Annotated in this window: 16 protein-coding genes; 8 read left to right on the forward strand and 8 right to left on the reverse strand. The window is 55.3% G+C overall.

Annotated elements, in window-relative coordinates; genetic code table 11:
* The 3 genes from RMSM_RS23220 to rpmA all read right to left on the reverse strand — a co-directional run.
* A partial coding sequence (locus RMSM_RS23220; protein WP_008702172.1) for a hypothetical protein occupies positions 1 to 759 on the reverse strand: 759 nt, incomplete at its 3' end.
* Positions 743 to 1,990 (reverse strand): hypothetical protein, encoded by a 1,248-nt coding sequence (locus RMSM_RS23225; protein WP_144057895.1) that lies wholly within the window; start codon positions 1,988 to 1,990, stop codon positions 743 to 745. The genes RMSM_RS23225 and RMSM_RS23220, both read right to left, overlap by 17 nt.
* Before the next feature lie 301 nt (positions 1,991 to 2,291).
* Positions 2,292 to 2,537 carry a 50S ribosomal protein L27 gene (gene rpmA / locus RMSM_RS23230; protein WP_008702176.1) on the reverse strand — a complete coding sequence of 82 codons (246 nt, stop codon included), beginning with the start codon at positions 2,535 to 2,537 and terminating at the stop codon, positions 2,292 to 2,294.
* A gap of 191 nt (positions 2,538 to 2,728) precedes the next feature.
* Between rpmA and tsaD the strand changes: the two genes are divergently transcribed.
* From tsaD to RMSM_RS23245, 3 genes are all read left to right on the forward strand, one after another.
* Positions 2,729 to 3,766 carry a tRNA (adenosine(37)-N6)-threonylcarbamoyltransferase complex transferase subunit TsaD gene (gene tsaD, locus RMSM_RS23235; protein WP_008702177.1) on the forward strand — a complete coding sequence of 346 codons (1,038 nt, stop codon included), beginning with the start codon at positions 2,729 to 2,731 and terminating at the stop codon, positions 3,764 to 3,766.
* Complete coding sequence (gene mqnB / locus RMSM_RS23240; RefSeq protein WP_008702180.1) at positions 3,756 to 4,391, forward strand: futalosine hydrolase; 636 nt, start codon at positions 3,756 to 3,758, stop codon at positions 4,389 to 4,391. Before tsaD ends, mqnB begins: the two co-directional genes overlap by 11 nt.
* 169 nt (positions 4,392 to 4,560) lie before the next feature.
* Positions 4,561 to 5,409, forward strand: a complete 849-nt coding sequence (locus RMSM_RS23245) for a menaquinone biosynthesis family protein (protein ID WP_040769136.1) — start codon at positions 4,561 to 4,563, stop codon at positions 5,407 to 5,409.
* Positions 5,410 to 5,592: 183 nt separating this feature from the next.
* Here the strand turns inward: RMSM_RS23245 and RMSM_RS23250 are convergent, their stop codons facing one another.
* On the reverse strand, positions 5,593 to 6,381 hold the full coding sequence (locus RMSM_RS23250) for a sugar phosphate isomerase/epimerase family protein (protein ID WP_008702183.1): 789 nt from the start codon (positions 6,379 to 6,381) through the stop codon (positions 5,593 to 5,595).
* A 23-nt stretch (positions 6,382 to 6,404) separates the two neighbouring features.
* Between RMSM_RS23250 and RMSM_RS23255 the strand changes: the two genes are divergently transcribed.
* Positions 6,405 to 9,320 (forward strand): COG1470 family protein, encoded by a 2,916-nt coding sequence (locus RMSM_RS23255; protein ID WP_008702185.1) that lies wholly within the window; start codon positions 6,405 to 6,407, stop codon positions 9,318 to 9,320.
* Between the two features lie 47 nt (positions 9,321 to 9,367).
* Here RMSM_RS23255 and cysN read toward each other — a convergent pair whose 3' ends face one another.
* The 3 genes from cysN to rsmG form a co-directional block, all read right to left on the reverse strand.
* Positions 9,368 to 11,311, reverse strand: a complete 1,944-nt coding sequence (gene cysN, locus RMSM_RS23260) for a sulfate adenylyltransferase subunit CysN (RefSeq protein ID WP_008702186.1) — start codon at positions 11,309 to 11,311, stop codon at positions 9,368 to 9,370.
* 54 nt (positions 11,312 to 11,365) lie between these two features.
* Complete coding sequence (gene cysD, locus RMSM_RS23265; RefSeq protein ID WP_008702189.1) at positions 11,366 to 12,277, reverse strand: sulfate adenylyltransferase subunit CysD; 912 nt, start codon at positions 12,275 to 12,277, stop codon at positions 11,366 to 11,368.
* Between the two features lie 169 nt (positions 12,278 to 12,446).
* Positions 12,447 to 13,112, reverse strand: a complete 666-nt coding sequence (rsmG, locus tag RMSM_RS23270) for a 16S rRNA (guanine(527)-N(7))-methyltransferase RsmG (protein WP_008702191.1) — start codon at positions 13,110 to 13,112, stop codon at positions 12,447 to 12,449.
* A gap of 281 nt (positions 13,113 to 13,393) precedes the next feature.
* On the opposite strand from rsmG, the gene RMSM_RS23275 reads away from it, so the two are divergent.
* Complete coding sequence (locus RMSM_RS23275) at positions 13,394 to 13,798, forward strand: gamma-glutamylcyclotransferase family protein (RefSeq protein WP_008702193.1); 405 nt, start codon at positions 13,394 to 13,396, stop codon at positions 13,796 to 13,798.
* A gap of 236 nt (positions 13,799 to 14,034) precedes the next feature.
* Here RMSM_RS23275 and RMSM_RS23280 read toward each other — a convergent pair whose 3' ends face one another.
* Positions 14,035 to 15,042 (reverse strand): helix-turn-helix transcriptional regulator, encoded by a 1,008-nt coding sequence (locus tag RMSM_RS23280; RefSeq protein WP_008702195.1) that lies wholly within the window; start codon positions 15,040 to 15,042, stop codon positions 14,035 to 14,037.
* Between the two features lie 221 nt (positions 15,043 to 15,263).
* On the opposite strand from RMSM_RS23280, the gene RMSM_RS23285 reads away from it, so the two are divergent.
* From RMSM_RS23285 to RMSM_RS23295, 3 genes are all read left to right on the forward strand, one after another.
* Positions 15,264 to 16,247, forward strand: coding sequence for a 2-hydroxyacid dehydrogenase (locus tag RMSM_RS23285; protein WP_008702197.1), 984 nt, complete (start codon positions 15,264 to 15,266; stop codon positions 16,245 to 16,247).
* 385 nt (positions 16,248 to 16,632) lie between these two features.
* Positions 16,633 to 17,598, forward strand: coding sequence for a DUF1559 domain-containing protein (locus tag RMSM_RS23290; RefSeq protein WP_008702199.1), 966 nt, complete (start codon positions 16,633 to 16,635; stop codon positions 17,596 to 17,598).
* Between the two features lie 106 nt (positions 17,599 to 17,704).
* Positions 17,705 to 18,211: a transthyretin-like family protein gene (locus tag RMSM_RS23295; protein ID WP_008702201.1), complete on the forward strand. Its 507-nt coding sequence runs from the start codon at positions 17,705 to 17,707 to the stop codon at positions 18,209 to 18,211.
* The last annotated feature ends 153 nt before the right edge of the window (positions 18,212 to 18,364 follow it).

Here is an 18,364-nt window from a genome sequence, read left to right on the forward strand (position 1 = left end):
CTCGGGCTCGGCCAAGATGATCGTGGTGGTGGCAACCGTGAACAGTGATTTACCAGGATTGGCTTCGATAAAACGTCCCGCAAATGCGACAACTTTTTCGGTGTCGTTGCGGATCAGCGATAACACACCGGTTCGTTGTGCAGCGGGTAACGCTGCAATTTCGTCAGCATGACGCGCGATCACGATCGCTTGGTCACTCGTCATTTTACCCGCCAATTCGGCTCCATCGTCGCCGAAATGTTTTAACAGCACCAATCCCGCGCCAGGGTGTTTTAGTTCGGTCTCGAGCGCCTTGGCGCCATAGCGAGTGACCGCGGCGCTGAGTGCCTTTCCCGATTCGCCCGCCGCGAGTTTGCCGATCGCGGTGCGAACTTGTGTCGCCGGAATCTCATCGAGGGCCTTGATCACCGGCAATACAGCCGTGCTGTTGTCGAGTGCCGTTAGAACTTCGGGGCCATGTTTGGCGGTCAGCTTGGCGACCTGCTCGACCGCTTCTTCGCCTCCTTCGCGTGCCGCCATTGTTGTCACACGCTGCATCACTTCTTTGCTGGCGTTCTTGGCTAGAAACTCGGTTGCTTGTTCGGCTCCCTCTTTGCCAAAGTATTTGACGATAGCTTTGACGACCGACGTGGGGACTGAGCTTGCCGCGAGTCGCTGCGCCGCAGCTTCCCGTTCCGTTCCCGCCTCGGTCATGATAAGCAGTGTCGCCAATGTATAGATGCAAACGTTCGAACGCGAGGCATTAATGAGCTTCGTCATGAGTGACACCTGGAGAAACGATTTTGGTAAAGAATTGGTCGCGATAGGCGTTGACTAATTGGTCGCACACAAGCGGCAGCGTTGCTTTTAATCCGCTGGCGTTATCGATCGAACCGAGTCCGCGAGCTGTAGAGGGACGGCCTGGTTGCGTCGCGAGCGATTCAGTCGTGCGATCATGTGGTGCCCCGTCCAATAAGGTTGCTTCGAGCATGTCGAGATAATCGTGCAACTGCTCACTGATTTTGCTTTCGAATTTGTCGGTCATCCACCAATCGATGATCAAGCCAACGGCCAATCCGACGCCCAGCCCAACGACGGTTCCTACCGGGCCGACAAAGCTTCCGCCGCCGGCGCCAGTAGCCGCTGCACCAGCGGTGGTTCCCGCACCCGCCGCAATACCCACGACGGCGGTCGCAGAAAAACGTGCCAGCAGTCCCGCGACGATGGTCGTGGCTGCATAGCTGCCAGCTTCGCTAATCAAGATCACTACAATCGCGTTGTAAACGCTGGTCGCACCTTGTTCGGCGGAAAAGGATTGCAGCCGATGCGAGATCGATTCGTAGAACGTTTGATATTGATCGAGTTGGACTTCGGGAAGATCCGCTACTTCCAGCGAGGCGTGAACATTGACCAGCATGCGTTTTTGATTGGCATCGATCTCTTTACGAAAATCATCGAGGATCGCGGCAATGTCGTCCGCCAGTACCTGTTCGGAAAACAGGTGTTTTTCAAATTTTTCTGCGACATAACTTTGAATGCGGTTGTCCTCTTGCCACCAATCGCCAGGCATTCGTTTGACGATTCCCAAGCGGGTCGAGATGCTGGTCAAGTCGTTGACAAACGGGGTCACGCCGCGATGGTAGCGGCGGATCAATAGTCCGATTCGCTGGATGCATCGATCGGCAGCTTTGCGATTCAGCTGGTCGGTCTTTGTGATCTCGGGCTCGACCTCGCGGTCAAAGAACGCGGCACGGACGACGTCGCGAGAAGGTTCGACGATCTTGGGGACAATGACGTCAAACTCGTTTTGGACGATCGGTTCCGTTTGCGGCGTTTGGGTCACCTTAAATGTCGTGATGGCAACGAGGCAAGCGATCGCGATGGCCAGCAGCACCCCAGCATTGACCGATTTACTGCGGCTAGCGTTCGGTGGCGTTTCAAAGGCGTCCGACGTCTTGTTGCCGGCAGACTCGGTTTGCGAAACGCCCCTTCGTGATGGGTCCGATCTCATGGTCGTTGGCCCGCGTGAAGAATCGAGCGAGTGAGAGTGTGCCGCCGCATCCCAATTTCGAAATCGGGTGTCCAGTGACAAGACATTCGACTCCATTATAGCGGATCTGCATTCACCCGCCTGCCGAGATGCCCATTGCTGTAGAGTCGTCAGGGCACGAAAAAACCCAAGGCAACGTCCAGCGATTGCCTTGGGTTTTTTTCGTTGTGCCTGCGCGCAGGCATTTACGATCACGTCACCGGCAAGTGGATCGCGAGCGATGTCGCAGTGATCTCGCCGCCGATTGACTCGATTTTTGAATTTACTCGGTAACGATATTGATTCGGCGGCCTTCGCGGTCAAACATGACCTTGCCATCGACCAATGCAAACAGGGTGTAATCCTTGCCTTGGCCAACACCTTTTCCAGCATGGAACTTGGTGCCAACTTGGCGGATTAGGATGTTGCCTGCGCGGACGGCTTCGCCACCAAACTTCTTGACTCCACGTCGCTGAGCGTTCGAATCGCGACCGTTTCGGCTGGAGCCCTGCCCTTTCTTATGTGCCATCAGTACCACCTGGGGGTTTTTAGCGTGTTTTGAGCCACGAAATGTAGCAACCCGCCGCCAATCGATCAAGGCTGGCCTACCGCAGGATTCACGCTAGTTTTAGGATTTAGATCTGTTTTTACCCCGACATTTGCGGCAGACACGCCGTTTTGTCGAAAAACCACACTCTCGGCCCCTCTTCGGACGGGTTTTTGGCGGACGCTATTTTGCCTATTTTGACGATCGAATCGACTTGTGATGAGACCGCTGCGGCTGTGATCAGCGACGACGGCGCGGTGATGGGCCAGTGCATCGCGACTCAAGAGGCACTTCACGAGCAGTTTCGCGGGGTGGTTCCCGAGGTTGCCGCACGTGCTCATTTAGAGCGAATTTTGCCGGTCATCGACACAGCGATCCGCCAGGCCAAGGTTTCGCCGGACGATTTGACCGCGATCGCGGTCGCCGATCGACCAGGACTCGCCGGATCGCTGTTGGTCGGCGTGGTCGCGGGCAAGACGCTGGCGATCGCATGGCAGAAACCACTCGTTTCGCTGAATCATTTGCATGCTCACCTGTATGCGTGCCAGCTATCAAATGAATCGTCGGTCTATCCTTGCGTCGGTTTGATTGTCAGCGGCGGGCACACCAGTTTGTATTATTGCACCAGCCCACTAGACCTCGAGTACCTTGGCGGCACCATCGATGACGCCGCGGGCGAAGCGTTTGATAAAGTCGGCGCGATGTTGAGTCTTGGGTTCCCCGGGGGACCAGAGGTTTCAAAGTTGGCGGCCAAAGGTAAGCGAGACGCTTATGCTTTTCCACGTTCGATGATTCACGAAAAGCATTTTGATTTTAGTTTCAGTGGGCTGAAGACGGCGGTGCGGTATGCGATTACCGGTCCAGGGCAACAGGATTTTTCAAAACTGAGAATCGACGATCAGATCAAGGCGGATGTTTGTGCATCGTTTGAAACCGCCGTGGTCGATGTGTTGCTAAGCAAGTGTCGTCGCGCCCTGAAGCAATACAAATGCAAGCAGTTGATCATTGGTGGCGGCGTCGCGGCCAATCGCTATTTGCGTCAGCAATTCGAAAACGCCGCCAAGCAGGATCAATTTGCATTGACGATCGCACCGCCGGATCTGTGCACCGACAATGCTGTGATGGGCGCTATTGCATTAGAAAAAATTCGACGTGGCGATTTTGCTTCCTTCGATCTCGATATCACCCCGGGACTGCAGCGTGGCTTCTAATCTATTGCTGATCCCGACCGCAATCGAACGCGACAAAATCGTGTTGCACTTGGATGAGACCGCGATCAATGATCGTTGGACGACTCAGCTGTGTGGGTTTGGCCAGATCGCCGCCGCCGCACGAACGTCTCAATTGATTGCGAAGTACTGTCCGGAAAAAATTGTTTTGGTTGGAATCGCGGGAGTGTTCTCCGGTCGCGGCGATGTCGGAGTAGCACATCAGTTCAGCGAGGTGACGTGCGATGGAATTGGTGTCGGCGCCGGTGAAACATTTCGTTCGGCATCCGAAATCGGTTGGGCTCATTTTGCCGATATCGGGGACACCATCGAATTGGGCGGACGGAGCGACATGTCGCCAGTGTCCGCCGGGCGTTTGTTGAGTGTCTGTGCGGCGTCTGAGTCGGCAAGCGAAGCCGATGCTCGGGCCGACCGATTTCCCGATGCGGTCGCCGAAGACATGGAAGCGTTTGGTGTCGCGATGGCATGCCAGATGCACAAAGTGCCGCTACAGGTGGTTCGGGGGATCTCGAATCAGGTGGGCGATCGTGACCAGCGGCGATGGCAAATCGACAAGGCTCTGCAAGCTGCCGCGGTGCTCGTGAATCGACTATTCCATCGTCGTTGATCGCTCCGCAGTCAAAACGAAATTGATTGTCGTTGATCGCTCCGCGGTCAACAACGAAAACCAAAACGCAAGTTGGCCGAGCGAACAACGACGCTACTTGGCTCGTTCGTTATGCTATAAGATCCTGCAGGCATTGCTTGTGAACAACGCTTTTCAAAGAGACCTCCACGTGACTCGACCAATTGAACTTGGTATTTCGACTTGTCCCAATGACACATTTGCGTTTCATGCCTTAATGAATCGCTTGGTCGATTGGCGCGGCCTCGATTTCCATGTTCGGCTGTTGGACATTCAACAGCTCAATGATGGGCTGTTCCGCAACGAGTTTGACGTCGCCAAAACCAGCTTTCATGCGGCGTTACTGCTTAGCGAAGAGACGGTGGTGTTGCCCAGCGGTTCGGCGATGGGGTTTGGGGTTGGCCCGCTGCTGTTATCCGCACGGTCCGAGGGGGCTGGGACGCCCGAAGATGAAAACAAAACGACGCTTTGCCCTGGCGAGCACACGACGGCGACGCTGTTGTTGAAGATCTTTCATCCCAAGACGGTGAATATTAAACAGGTTGTCTTCTCAGAAATCATGCCGATGTTGCAGCAGAAGGAGGCCGATTTTGGTGTCTGCATCCACGAAGGCCGCTTCACGTGGCAAGATCAAGGGCTCGGCCGCGTTGAAGATTTGGGCGAGCGGTGGGAAACCGAATCGACCACACCGCTGCCCTTAGGCGGCATTGTGGCTCGCCGTGTATTACCGGCGGATGTGACGGCGAAAGTCCAACAGGTTATCCACGATTCAATCGCCTTTGCGATGGCCAATCGTGACGCGCCGCTGCCAACAATGCGAAAATACGCTCAAGAGTTTAGTGACGAAGTGTTGTTGAAGCATGTCGATTTGTATGTCAACGATTGGACGCTCGACCTCGGTGACGTTGGTCGCCACGCGATCACGATTCTGTCGCGACGCGCACGCGAAGCCGGCATCGGGACTGAAAAGGCGATCGAAGTGTTCCGCATGCCGACGTAGGCCAAGTGCCGATGTAGGCAGGCGAGCTGAATATCGCATCTTGATGCCGAATCGCCAGTACTACTTTTTTCGTAGTGGGACTCGCCAGAGTTCCTGGGGTTTCACAGCCGATGCGGGAATTCTGGCGAATTCCACTACTCGATCATCACCCAATGGAAGCCAAAGGATGGATTGGCCTCACGCCTACAAATTCTGCAAGTACTCGACGCCTTGCGCCAATTCTTCGTAGGCCGAATCGGCAGGCATGTCGCGGCGGCCCACCACGAAGTAGCCGCGGTACTGGAAATTCTCGAGCAGCCCGAGGAGTTCTGGGAAATCGGCTGTCCCCTGCCCTAATGGCACCGCCAAACCACGGCCTGCGGCTAGATCGATCACTCCGTCGACTGCACAAACAATCTGAATCCGATTGCCCAACGCCCTGATCGCCTCGCGAGGGCTGTGCCGATTGATGATCAGTTGGCCAGGGTTCAGTGCGGCGGCGACATACGTGTCTTCGCTAGCATCTAGTAGTTCTGCTAGCCGTTCGCCTGATTCGGTGCCCGTTTCGGCAGCGAACATCGAACCAATTCGGGTCCCGTAGCGGCCAAGGTCTTCCATGACTCCTTGCAGCGTGATGTAGCGAGGATCGTCTTTTTCTTCGGGAATCGCCCCGATTTGGTTAACGACCACCGGGGCACCAAGTTTGTAGGCGAACGCCATTGCTGCTTTGGTAGCTTCGACTCGACGGTCGAGATCCTGAGTGATGTCATATCCCCGTCGAGTGGGGAAACGGACCGTAGCAACCCGTATATTCAGATCATCCAGCATTTTCCGCAATTGTCGCAGCCCAGTGTCCGACAATTCAGAAGGGCGAATGCCGTTTCGAGCGTCGATTTCGATTGCCGATGCGCCCATACCTGCAACCATCGGCAGCGATTTGCGTAACGGAGTTCGCAAGTTATCCAATCGTACCGCCACTTTGACTTCAGCCACAGAATTCCTACTTTCGTTTGCAAATGAACCTTCGAATCGGCGGCATTTTACCCTGCCGTTATCGAAACGAAAGCCAGTATGGTGATTGCCGCCGGATCGTTTCTGCGATCATGGTAGCGGTGCTGGGGGTCTGCGCCGTGGCGGCATCCCCGTCAATCGTGTCAGCACAATCGCCTTCGCTAGCAAACAGCTCCAATTCAGGTTTGGCCGCGGCGTCAGGATCTCGTGCCGCGTCGGCCGCTTTGCCTGTGGATAAGTTGCCGCGTCATCTATGGAATTTTGGCCGCGGCAGCGACAAGAACTTCGACGATTGGCCCGATCATTGGCAGCGACGCGTGGGGCGTCGTTATCCGAAATATGTCAAAGTGGGCATTGCCCCGAAGAATGTTGCCGCCGAGCAGCAGCTATTGGCGATCGACACCATGGTGATTCGCGAATGGCCTCGGCTACGGCGACACATCAAGAGTTTGCCGGTGTTGCCGCCATCGCTTGCCGACGCGATGGTGGATCGTTATTTGAAGATCGACTTGGACGGCGGTTTGGTGATGGTGCAATCGCCACCCGTGGAAACCAGTCACGTCTATCAATATCGGTTCGGCATCAAAGTGATGACCCAGGGGCTGCGACATGACCGCGCCCGGGCGGAATTTGTTTTTGTCAATGATAATGGTGACGAGCTCGAGACGCATTTAACCCAGTCAATCACCGGGACCACCGATTGGACCGAATTGGTGCTCGACCGAATCCGTGCGCCCCGCGCGGCGACCGGCGTATTTGTTCGTCTGATCGTCGAGGGCGCCGAAGATGGGCTCGAGGATATTCGTGGTGAGATTGGATTCGACGACATCAGCATCGAGCCGTTTCCGCAGCTTCAACTTGTGACCGATCACCCGATGGGGATCCACACCTTGGGCAGTTCCGTGGACGTGGCGGCGACGGTGCTGGGGTTGCCCAGCGGGGCGACTCAGGTTTTGTTTCGGTTGATCGATGTCGACGGACACGAGATCACACGGCAGCTTTCAGAGATTCCCAACGCCCGCATCGAAGAAGCAGAGCTGCCCAAAAGCGGACAGCCAGCAAAGCCGTCGGCGAGCGGCCCTCGCGGAATGGAGGTGCACTGGGAATTGCCTGATCTGGATCCCGGTTTTTATCGTGTGATGGCGTCGTTACAGGGACGCAATCTTCGCACGTTGGCGACGGAAACAACGTTTGCGGTGGTTGATCCGGCAATCGGTCAATCCAATCAAGGCAGTTTCGGATGGACGCTGGTTGAAAGCGGCCGTGATATGCCGCCACGTGAACTCGCCGGCTGGCTCGCTCAGCTCGGTGTGAACTGGGTCAAGATTCCTTGTTGGATCGAGTCGCATGATACCGCCACTGCGGACCGAATCTTAGAGGCCAGTTCACGACTGCAGGATGTCGGAATTCAGACGATCGGGGTGCTCGATGTGCCTCCGGAATCGCAAGTGCCACTGTTTGACATCCGTGGTCGTCGTGATGTCGTGGCATCTCAGCTGTTTCGCGATTCACGAGTCTGGCAACCGCTGCTTGAACCCGTGATGACGCGGCTGACATTGAAAGTGAAAATGTGGCAGTTGGGCGGAAACCACGACTACAGTTTCTTGGATCGCAGTCATCTGCAAGAATCGATCGCCGAGATCGCGACGGGGCTGCAAGGGTATGGGCAACCGATCGAAGTCGCGATTTGTTGGCCCTGGACCGAACGTGATCTGACACCTTCGGAAACCTCTTGGAACGCGGTGCAGCGGTCCAGCGACCCTGAGTTGACCGCGGACGAACTCGATGAGTACTTGCGTCTGGAAGCGTTGCAAGGCGGAAGTCGCGGTCCGCGAACTTGGGTTGTCGTCGAGCCGATCGAGCAAAGTCGCTATGACCGCGACTCGCGAATCTTGGACTTGGCAAAACGAATGGCCGTCGTGCGAAAGCATCGTGTCCAAGCGGCATTTGTTTCCGAGCCACGAAATCCAGATCGAGGTCTGTTGAACGCGGACGGACGCCCCGAAGAGATGTTGTTGCCGTGGCGGACCACCTCGTTGATGATTGGCAATCTACGTCAAATGGGGTCGCTGAGATTGCGAAGCAAGGCTGAGAATATTGTCTTCGCCGGGGCGGATCGAGCTGTGGTGATGTTGTGGTCGCCGCTGCCCTGTGAAGAGCTAATCTACCTTGGTGACCAAGTCCATAGGGTCGATATCTGGGGCCGACGACAGCCTTTGGAACTAGCTGAGGTCGAAGGTCAACTTGCACACCGAGTCAAGATCGGCCCTCGTCCGATTTTTATCGCCGGAGCCGATCCCGCGCTGTTGGCATTTCGTATGTCGGTTGAGGTCGAACAGAAACAGGTCGATAGTTTGCTTGGGCAAGCACAACCCGTGGACGTCACATTCACCAACCCGACGCGGGAGGGACTTGGCGGCTCGCTGAGTGTACTGGCACCTGAGCACTGGAGTTTTAATGAGCCGTCGATCCCCTGGGAATTACAAGCGGGCAAGAGCACCACGCTGCAGTTCAATTTGGTGCTAGGCAACAGCGCCAAAGTCGGCCAATACGAAGTCCCGCTGCGGTTTGAACACCAATCGATACCGTCTAAGAAATTTACGGTCTATCGTGATTTGACGGTCGGCCCGATTGGCTTGCGAATTGAAACCGAAACTCGTCTGTTGGTCGACAATCAATTGCGAGTGGAAATCGAGATGACCAACGATTCCAACGTCACACAAGCTTATGATTGCATGCTTTTTCCACAGGGCGGCCGGCAATATCAACGCCGCTTCATCACCGTCAAACCGGGCGAAACTGTACGTCGTGAATTTTATTTCAGCGACGCCGAATCACTGCTCGGCAAGACGATGTTGCTGCGTGCCGGTGAACAAGACGGCAAGCGAATTTTGAACTACGAGATCCCCGTGCGGCGATAATTCGCCGGTGGTTGATCCGTTCGTGCCACTGAAAGTTTGACCGATGCTTAGCGGATGACTTCGCGTGTTCGCAGCAGTTTGATGATGGCGTCGGCACATTCATCAATGCTTTGTTGGCTCGCATCGAGAGTCAGATCGGGATTCGCGGGTTCGTCGTAGTCGGCGGTGACCCCAGGGAAATTCAAAAGTTCACCGGCGTCGGCTTTCGCGTATTGGCCTTTGGTGTCTCGTGTGCGGCAAACGTTTACCGGAGTCGCCACGTGGACGACCAAGAAACGGTCTTCGCCGATCAGCTTGCCGACCTTGGTTCGCACCTCCTCCGACGGCGCCACAAACGAAGCCACGCAGATCATACCCGCTTGGTTTAGTGCGTGTGCTAGGTGAGCACTGCGGCGAAGGTTTTCGCTACGGTCGGCGACCGAGAATCCGAGGTCGCGGCTTAGTCCACGACGGACGCTTTCGCCATCGATCATCGCAGCGGCGCGGCCCTCTTCGAACAATTTTCGTTCGACTGCCAACGCGATCGATGTCTTGCCGCTGCCGGTCAATCCGGTCAACAGGATCGTGGCTGGTTTCTGACCAAATCGTGCTTCGCGTTCCTCTGGCGTTACCGCCGAAACTTCGTTCGGGTCTCCCGAATCGTGCGCTTGCAAATCGTCGTCCCAGATGCTCTTGGCATCGCTGTCGCCTGATTTGTCTAGGATCATGCCAGCCGCCACGGTGGCGTTGGTGATCCGGTCGACCACGATGAAGGCGCCCGTGCTGCGGTTGCGGCGGTAAGCATCGAAATGCAGTGGGCCGCTCAGCGAAATGCTGACGCGTCCGATTTCGTTCAGCTCCAACTGCGGCGCCGGTTCGCGATGAAGCGTGTTTACGTCAACGCGGTACTTCAGCGTGTCGATTGTGCCTGGCAGCGTTTGGGTGGTGTGTTTAAACAGGTACGTTTTGCCGGGAACCATCGCCCCGGAATCCATCCACACCAACATTGCGTCGATATGGTCGCGGCTGCGGGGAAGGTTGCCGGCGCGGACGATCATGTCGCCACGGCTGGCGTCGATTTCGTCCTCGAGTGTCAGCGTGATCGAAAGCGGAGCAAAGGCTTCATCCAGGTTGCCGTCAAACGTGACGATGTCTTTGACTTTAGACTTTTGTCGGCTTGGCAGCACCATGATTTCTTCGCCGGGGCGAATGATGCCCGAAGAAATGGTGCCACAGAAACCGCGGAAATTCAGGTTCGGACGGTTTACGTATTGGACCGGCATGCGGAAATCTTGCAGATTGCGGTCGCTGCCGATGTATACGGTTTCCAGGAAATTCATCAGCGTGCTGCCGCTGTACCACGGCATGTTCTCGCTGCGATCGACGAGGTTGTCTCCCTTGAGTGCACTGATCGGAATGAAGTGCAGATCGGGCAGATCCAAACGGGTTGCAAAGGATCGGTAGTCGTCGCAGATTTCGTTGAATCGCTGCTCGTCAAAGTCGACGATATCCATCTTGTTCACCGCCACGATCACGTGCCGAATGCCCAGCAGTGAAACGATGAAACTGTGCCGCCGCGTTTGCGTCAACACGCCGTGACGCGCGTCAATCAAGATGACAGCCAAGTCGGCGGAACTTGCGCCGGTGGCCATGTTGCGAGTGTATTGTTCGTGCCCCGGCGTATCGGCGATGATGAATTTTCGCTTCGCGGTGCTGAAGTAGCGGTAAGCCACGTCGATCGTGATGCCCTGTTCACGTTCGGCCTTCAATCCGTCGGTCAACAACGCGGGGTCGAAATCGCCTCCCGTCGTGCCGATCTTTTTCGAGTCGGCTTCGAGTTGCGACAATTGGTCCTCGTAAATCATCTTGCTGTCGTACAGCAAACGGCCGATCAACGTGCTCTTGCCATCGTCGACACTGCCACACGTAATGAACCGCAGCAATTGCTTGTGCTCATGCTGCTTCAAGTAGGCTTCGATATCGGTGGCGATCAGGTCAGATTTGTGGGACATGCGTCAAAATTGAAGTTGAAAGGGTGAAGTTTGGCGTGGGCAGAACACAAACTTCTAGAAGTATCCTCGGCGTTTCTTTTCTTCCATGCCGGCGCCGCCTTCGTCTTGGTCAATGATGCGGCCTTGTCGCTCGCTGGTCGTCGCCAACAACATTTCCTGAATCACTTCGGGCAATGTGGTCGCTTCGCTTTCGACCGCTCCGGACAGCGGATAACAACCTAGGGTGCGGAAGCGGACCATTCGGGTTTCTTCCTTTTCGCCTTCCAACAACGGCATGCGATCATCGTTTCGCATCAGCAACACGCCGTTTCGGTTGACCACCTTGCGAGGGGCGGACAAATACAGCGGCACGATCGGAATGTTTTCCAAGTGGATGTATTGCCAAACGTCCAATTCCGTCCAATTGCTCATCGGAAAGACGCGGATCGATTCGCCTTTGTTCACGCGGCCGTTGTACAGATTCCACAACTCGGGGCGTTGGTTCTTGGGGTCCCAGCGATGTGCTTTGTCACGAAAACTGAAAACGCGTTCTTTCGCGCGGCTCTTTTCTTCGTCGCGACGGGCACCACCAAAGGCAGCGTCAAAGCCGTATTTGTTCAAGGCCGCTTTGAGCGCGTCGGTCTTCATCAATTCCGTGTGTCGCTCGCTGTCTTCCCACGGTTTGATGTCGTGCTTCAGCCCCTCTTCGTTGATGTAAACGAGCAGGTCTAAGCCGAGCTCTTTTTTGACCAAGTTGTCGCGGAACTCGATCATCTCGCGGAATTTCCACGTCGTGTCGACATGCAACAGCGGAAACGGGATTTTGGCAGGAGCAAACGCTTTTCGTGCCAAATGCAACAGTACCGCCGAGTCTTTGCCGATCGAATACAGCATGACGGGCTTGTTAAATTCCGAGACCACTTCACGGATAATGTGAATGCTCTCGGCTTCAAGTTGCTTGAGGTGAGTTAGGTTATAGTCCGACATCGCGCCGAGGAATCGAGTGCAAAAGGGAGGGGACTGGGCCGTTTTTGGCCATCTAAGGCCCATTGGGGGCCATGTTCAATGCACGAGTATAGACGTTCGCCAATCTGTGGCTAGGTGAACCCGGTGCATGCGTGAGAGGGAATCAGCGACGGGCGCTCTGCGGCCGCCGCTAGTTGTAGCGAGCACCGCGGGGGCCCGAGGGCCAAATTTGCAAAATTACCCCCTCACTGGCTTCGTCATCGCCAAGTGGATAAGTCGCGATTCGCCGCAGTTGCAGGTTGGCAAGCGAGCCGAGATGACGTGCTTCGCCCCGCTCTTCGACCCATTTGGGACCTTTGATCAACAGCAATCGATCGACGCTGGCCCAATGGGGTTCGATCCAGCGACAGAATTTTGCGATGCTGCCGACCGCACGGCTGACGACGCTCGAAAAACGGAAATCCTCGAGCAAATCTTCACCGCGAGCGGCGTAAACCGGCACTGGCAAGCCAAGTTCTTCGATGATTTCGCCCAATGCGTTGGCTCGCTTTGCGACCGACTCGGCCAGCGAAACTTCGATATCAGGCCGCAATATCGCCAACGGAATCCCAGGAACTCCGTTGCCACTGCCTAGATCCAAAACCTCCTCGCCCGCCTCTAAAAGCGGTGCGAGTTGCAAGCAATCACGCAGATCGCGGCTGACAAATAAATCCCAGGTCGTGTGACGGGTTAAGTTTAATTGTTCGTTCCATCGCCACATCGTTTCGGCATAGGCCTGCAGCTTTAGCGCGATCACCTCGTCGATTTCCATCGAATGAGCGTCAAGGGCGGCAGCAAATTCAGGATCCAATGACATCGGCAAATAGTAGCAAAGAGAACTGGTAGTGAAGGGGAACGATCATCATCATGCATCAAGCCGCGATTGAGAACCAGAGCACCGCAGGATCTTCCGGTTGCATTCTGACGATATTGCCAGTTCGCATCCTGTTTTCGCATCTTTTGTAGTGGACGAGGCTACGGGGCCTCGCATCTCATCGTAGTGAACGAGGTTACGAGTCTCCGCGGTGCGGACGAACGAAGGGACCTTCATTTCATTTCGAACCGAGCCTTCTTTTTATTTAGGGAAAATGGACAACCATGCTGACCTCTGTTTTTGTCTACGGAACGCTCAAGCGGGGCGAATGTCGCGAGTCGCTTTGGCCGGCGGCTCCCGCGTCAATCCAAGTCGGTTGGACGCGGGGGAAGCTGTTTCATCGACACGATTACCCGGCGATGCAGGCGGGCGAAGACCGGGTGCTAGGCGAATTTTGGAGCTTTTCCGATGATCAAATGCATGAAGTTTTGCAGGTGTTGGATCAGATCGAAGGGACGAACCAGCCTGGCTTTGATGATCTCTATCATCGTGTCCACGTCGAGGTGTACACGCCCGATAACCAGCCCCTTGGGGCCGCATTTGGCTATCATTACGCCACCGATCCGCTCGACGACGGATTCACCCGCGTCGTTCCGGCCGAACCTGAAGCGTTGGTCCAATGGCCGTAGTGCTCCGTTTTGCAGTGGCGGGCATCGCCAGAAGTCCCGAAGAACCTTGTTTTCAACGTAGTGGACTTCGCCAGAAGTCCAGGGACGCAAGGAATTCTGGCGAATCCCACTACCCAGAAGTCCAGGGACGCGAGGAGTTCTGGTGAATGCCACTACCCAGAAGTCCAGGGACGCAAGGAATTCTGGTGAATTCCACTACTCTAAAACTCAATTCTCACGGACGACTTGTTGCCAATTCAGTACTTCGCCGCCATCCCCTGCACCGCTTCGGCGACCGCATCGCGGAACTCTTTCGGCTCTAGAACCTCGGCATCGACGCCCAGCGACAGCACTTTGGGCAGTACTTCGCGAGGATGGGCGGCGGGAACGGTCAAAATCGAGGTGCCATCGTCTTGCAATTCCATTCGCTGTTCGGGGTGCCAGGGGTCTTCGCTGACCCACGCGGCAGCTCGCTCGCCCAGTCGAATGTGGACGATGGTCGGCGATTCGCCCGAAAAAATGCCAATGCCTCGCCCCAGCCGATCGGCCAGTTCGATGCTGGGATCGGGCTTGAAGTATTCGTCCAGCGCGACGGCGTGACGAAAACGGTCGAGTTTCCAGTTTCGCAGCCGCTGGCTCGGCTCTTTGACTTCCGGAGCCGTCGCGACCACGTAGATGCTGCTTTGATAAACCGCCAATCCGTAGGGTTCGATTCGCCGTGTCGAAACTGGTTTGCCGACCGATGCGTACTCAATCTCAACCACTCGGTGCTCGAGGATCGCTCGATTGAGTGTTTTTAGCATCCCTTCGTGTTGCTCGTACGTCTTGTTGGGCGATCCGAAGACGTACAGCGTTTTACGGTAGCGGTCGTAGTGCTCAAACACCCCGTCGGGAATCACCTCACGGACTTTGTTCCAGAACGTCTCGATCCCACGCCAATATTGGGTGCCCAGCAGCGGGTACAGCAATTCACGTCCGATCGACAACGCAATCAACTCGGTCGCCGAGATGCCGATTTCGTGAACGCCTTTGTTGTTACGCCCCAGTTTAAAAACTTTACCGCGTTCAAGCGTTTCGCTTTGGATGTCAAAACCGGCTGCTTGCAACGCTTCGACATCTCGCCGAACCGTTCGCTCGTGCAGCGTCGTTAGCCCCAAGTCGCTGACCAGGTCATCACGCAATTCGTCAAGCGTCTTGCCGAAGCGTGACATTTCTAAGAGTTGAAGCAGTTTGTGTTGGCGGATCAGTTGTTCATTGCGTGCCATTCAGAAACCCCCTCCACGGGTCGAAAAGAATCGTCAAAAAGCGTCCTGACAATCTCCGATTGTCACCCCCCTTGTTTTCGATTGGAATGTGTCGAGCCACGATTGCCAATCCGTCCTAAGCCAATCGGTCCTAGGATCGACCGCCGCATCCGTTACGATATCGCAAACATTAAACGCAGTTTTCTACTTTTCACCGATTGCATAACACCCAGGTTTTTCCGATGAGCGATCTGCCCCGAATCTTTCTCACTCGCGAGTTGCCGCCCGCCACGATGAAGCGATTGCGGGAAAGTTCGCAGTTGACGATGAGTCACGAAGATCGCTCGCTCAGCAAGCAAGAGTTGCTCGAAGGACTGCAAGACGTCGATGGATTGTTGTGTCAATTGACCGACACCATCGATGATGAGGTGCTTGCGTCGAATCCAAATCTGAAGGTGGTTTCCAATTACGCCGTCGGATTCAATAACATCGACGTTGCCGCAGCCACCAAACGAAACATTGCGGTCACGAACACACCGGGGGTGCTTAGCGATTCGACTGCCGACATGGCGTGGGCATTGATGTTCGCGGTAGCCCGCCGCGTGGTCGAAGGCGACCGTTTTGTCCGTGGCGGAAATTGGCAAGGCTGGGCTCCGCTGCAGTATTTAGGACTCGATATCAGCGGCAGCACACTTGGGTTGGTCGGGCTCGGGCGAATCGGCCGCGCGATGATTCAGCGGGCTAAAGGGTTCGATATGCGTGTGCTGTATTGGAACCGCACACGAATGGAGGCCGAGGAAGAACGCAAACTTGGCGTCGAGTATGTCGAGCTTGACGACTTGCTCGCCCAAAGCGACTTTGTTTCGCTGCATGTCGCTTTGGCCGAAGGCACCAAGCATCTAATAGACGAGCGACGACTCGAGCAAATGAAGTCGACGGCGTATCTGATCAATACCGCTCGTGGTCCCGTGGTCGACGAGAAGGCACTCGTGCGAGCGCTGCAGGCTAACACGATTGCCGGCGCGGGATTGGATGTGTTCGAGAACGAACCACAGCTTGAACCGGAACTGTTCGAGTTGCCCAATACCGTACTTGCACCTCATCTCGGCAGCGCCACGATCGCGACGCGTAGTAAGATGGGCGAATTGGCCGTAGAGAATTGCCTTGCTGGCTGCCTCGGCAAGCGTCCTCCAAATCTGGTCAACCCTGACTATGACCGCCAGTGAACGGCATTCGCACCGTTTGCTTGATCTGGCCTGCTTTGCTCAAACGCCTCCGTTCTATCGCAAAATAGTCGCCAATATTTCTCGGCGGCGTCGTTCCCCTCAATAGAGGATTGCCCTGATTGCGATTGGGGCGGATTCCCACGTAGCGATGGCTCTAGCGTGACTAACGGTCTCCCTTCTCGGGGCTGTGTTTTTTGCTGTTGGGGGGGCTGTGAGGATGTGACGGTGCTCATCATTCCTTCATCTTTCGTTGACGCAAACCTCATCGTGTTCTTCTATTCTTCCGCCGAATTCAGATCACAGTGGATCTGAGTCAGTCAAACAATACACGCGGTAAACGATCACCTGTTTGCTGCGGAGTCACGTATAACGGAATAGAAATAACATGCAGTGGAATCTAACTTCCGCGAAGCTTCCCCGTCGTTCCTCACGCGGTGCATTCACTTTGGTTGAATTGTTGGTCGTGATTGCGATCATTGGCGTGTTAGTCGGGCTACTATTACCCGCAGTACAGGCGGCTCGCGAAGCCGCACGACGGATGTCATGTAGCAACAACCTGAAGCAAATTGGTTTGGGGCTACACACTTATCACGATACCTTTCGCGTATTTCCTTATGGTTGGGACAACCGTGGGATGACTTGGAGCGGGCACATCTTGCCGCAAATCGAGCAAGCGAACCTGTATCAAACATTGATTTTTCAAGAGAGTGGGCCGGGAAACTGGGCCTCGGATGGTTCGCCTAATGAAATTGCTGCCAGCACCGTAATCCCGACTTACCGATGCCCGAGCATGGCGCTGAAGGAGCACTTGGATTACAACGGGATCCCCGAACGTGTTCCCGGCAGCTACCGTGGTAGCGCAGGTACCGAATCGAGTTCGGACGATACAAGTACCGCAGTGGCGGGAACCAAGGGACTCGAAAACCTAGACCAAGATGGCATTTTCTTTGCCTGCAGCAAAACCAAGTTCCGCGACATCATCGACGGAACCTCTAACACAATCATGATTGGCGAATCGTACACTGACCCTGAATTCGTCAAAGACGGCCAGGGGATGGATTATTGGTACATCGGTTCGCCACAGTCGGATCCCTGTCGCTGTGACGGTGGCACCGGCGGAACCGAATTCTCGGAAGTCGTTGGCACTACGATCGCCCAAATTAATGCGATTCGCAAAGCGCCGACCACCAGCGGTTACTTAATGGAGTTGTCCTTTGGTAGCTACCACATCGGTGGAGCTCATTTCACGATGAGCGACGGTGCGGTTCGTTTTATCACTGATTCGCTCGACATGGAAACGTACAAAGCGATCGGGTCACGCGATGGGCACGAAGTCGTGACCGAATACTAAACCCCAGCATTGACATTTCTTTCATTCGAATACCCAAGTCAAAACATTTCGGAGCGACCGCGGATCGTGAATTCGTTGTCGCTCCGTGAAGGAGTTAATAAATAGAATGCGTCCTCATCTACAAGCCACTGCGTTTATCGCCACTGCGTGTATCGTGCTTGTGCTTGCCACCGTCGGATGCGGCGGATCGCTGGAAGCCGACTACTCAAGCATCGGGTTGGTCCCAGTGAAGGGATCGATCACGCTCGATGGAGCGCCCATCGAAGGCGCTGTCGTTTTTTTCGAAGCCGATGACCACACGTTTTCGTACGGTACGACTGATGAATCGGGCTACTACGAATTGAAGTTCAACAGCAAAACCGCAGGAGTCACGCAAGGTCCCAAGACGGTGCGAATCAGCACGGTCGCCAGCACCGGCGAACGGGAATCCGAAGAAGAAGCCGAGGAAGACGAAGGCGAGCCATCCAATTCGAACGCCTCCGCAGCCAAGCGGGGAGAGCTCTTTCCCGAGACTTACAACAAAAAATCCGAGCTAAAGGTGACCGTTTCGGATTCGCAAGAAACGTTCAATTTTGATCTTCGCGGTGACGGTACGACCAAAAGTGCCACGTAACCCCGTTTGTAAACTGCTTAGGTGGCCGGCCAAATTTTTAGGTATCATGGGATGGCTCGCGTCTCGCCCCGTCCCTTCCTCTCCCCTACCCCCTCCCAAGATCTAGCTAACATGATGTCTCGATTACTTCTGCATTGTTCGGTTCTCTCGCTG

Origin of the sequence: Rhodopirellula maiorica SM1 (assembly GCF_000346295.1) — a bacterium.
In the GTDB taxonomy this organism is placed as follows: Bacteria; Planctomycetota; Planctomycetia; order Pirellulales; family Pirellulaceae; genus Novipirellula; species Novipirellula maiorica.

What these genes read in the sequence shown, in the direction of transcription:
- RMSM_RS23225 (WP_144057895.1), bottom strand. Translation starts at nt 1,990, where the DNA reads ATGAGATCGGACCCATCACGAAGGGGCGTTTCGCAAACCGAGTCTGCC.
- rpmA (WP_008702176.1), bottom strand. Translation starts at nt 2,537, where the DNA reads ATGGCACATAAGAAAGGGCAGGGCTCCAGCCGAAACGGTCGCGATTCG.
- RMSM_RS23255 (WP_008702185.1), top strand. Translation starts at nt 6,405, where the DNA reads ATGAACCTTCGAATCGGCGGCATTTTACCCTGCCGTTATCGAAACGAA.
- cysN (WP_008702186.1), bottom strand. Translation starts at nt 11,311, where the DNA reads ATGTCCCACAAATCTGACCTGATCGCCACCGATATCGAAGCCTACTTG.
- cysD (WP_008702189.1), bottom strand. Translation starts at nt 12,277, where the DNA reads ATGTCGGACTATAACCTAACTCACCTCAAGCAACTTGAAGCCGAGAGC.
- rsmG (WP_008702191.1), bottom strand. Translation starts at nt 13,112, where the DNA reads ATGTCATTGGATCCTGAATTTGCTGCCGCCCTTGACGCTCATTCGATG.
- RMSM_RS23275 (WP_008702193.1), top strand. Translation starts at nt 13,394, where the DNA reads ATGCTGACCTCTGTTTTTGTCTACGGAACGCTCAAGCGGGGCGAATGT.
- RMSM_RS23280 (WP_008702195.1), bottom strand. Translation starts at nt 15,042, where the DNA reads ATGGCACGCAATGAACAACTGATCCGCCAACACAAACTGCTTCAACTC.
- RMSM_RS23285 (WP_008702197.1), top strand. Translation starts at nt 15,264, where the DNA reads ATGAGCGATCTGCCCCGAATCTTTCTCACTCGCGAGTTGCCGCCCGCC.
- RMSM_RS23290 (WP_008702199.1), top strand. Translation starts at nt 16,633, where the DNA reads ATGCAGTGGAATCTAACTTCCGCGAAGCTTCCCCGTCGTTCCTCACGC.
- RMSM_RS23295 (WP_008702201.1), top strand. Translation starts at nt 17,705, where the DNA reads ATGCGTCCTCATCTACAAGCCACTGCGTTTATCGCCACTGCGTGTATC.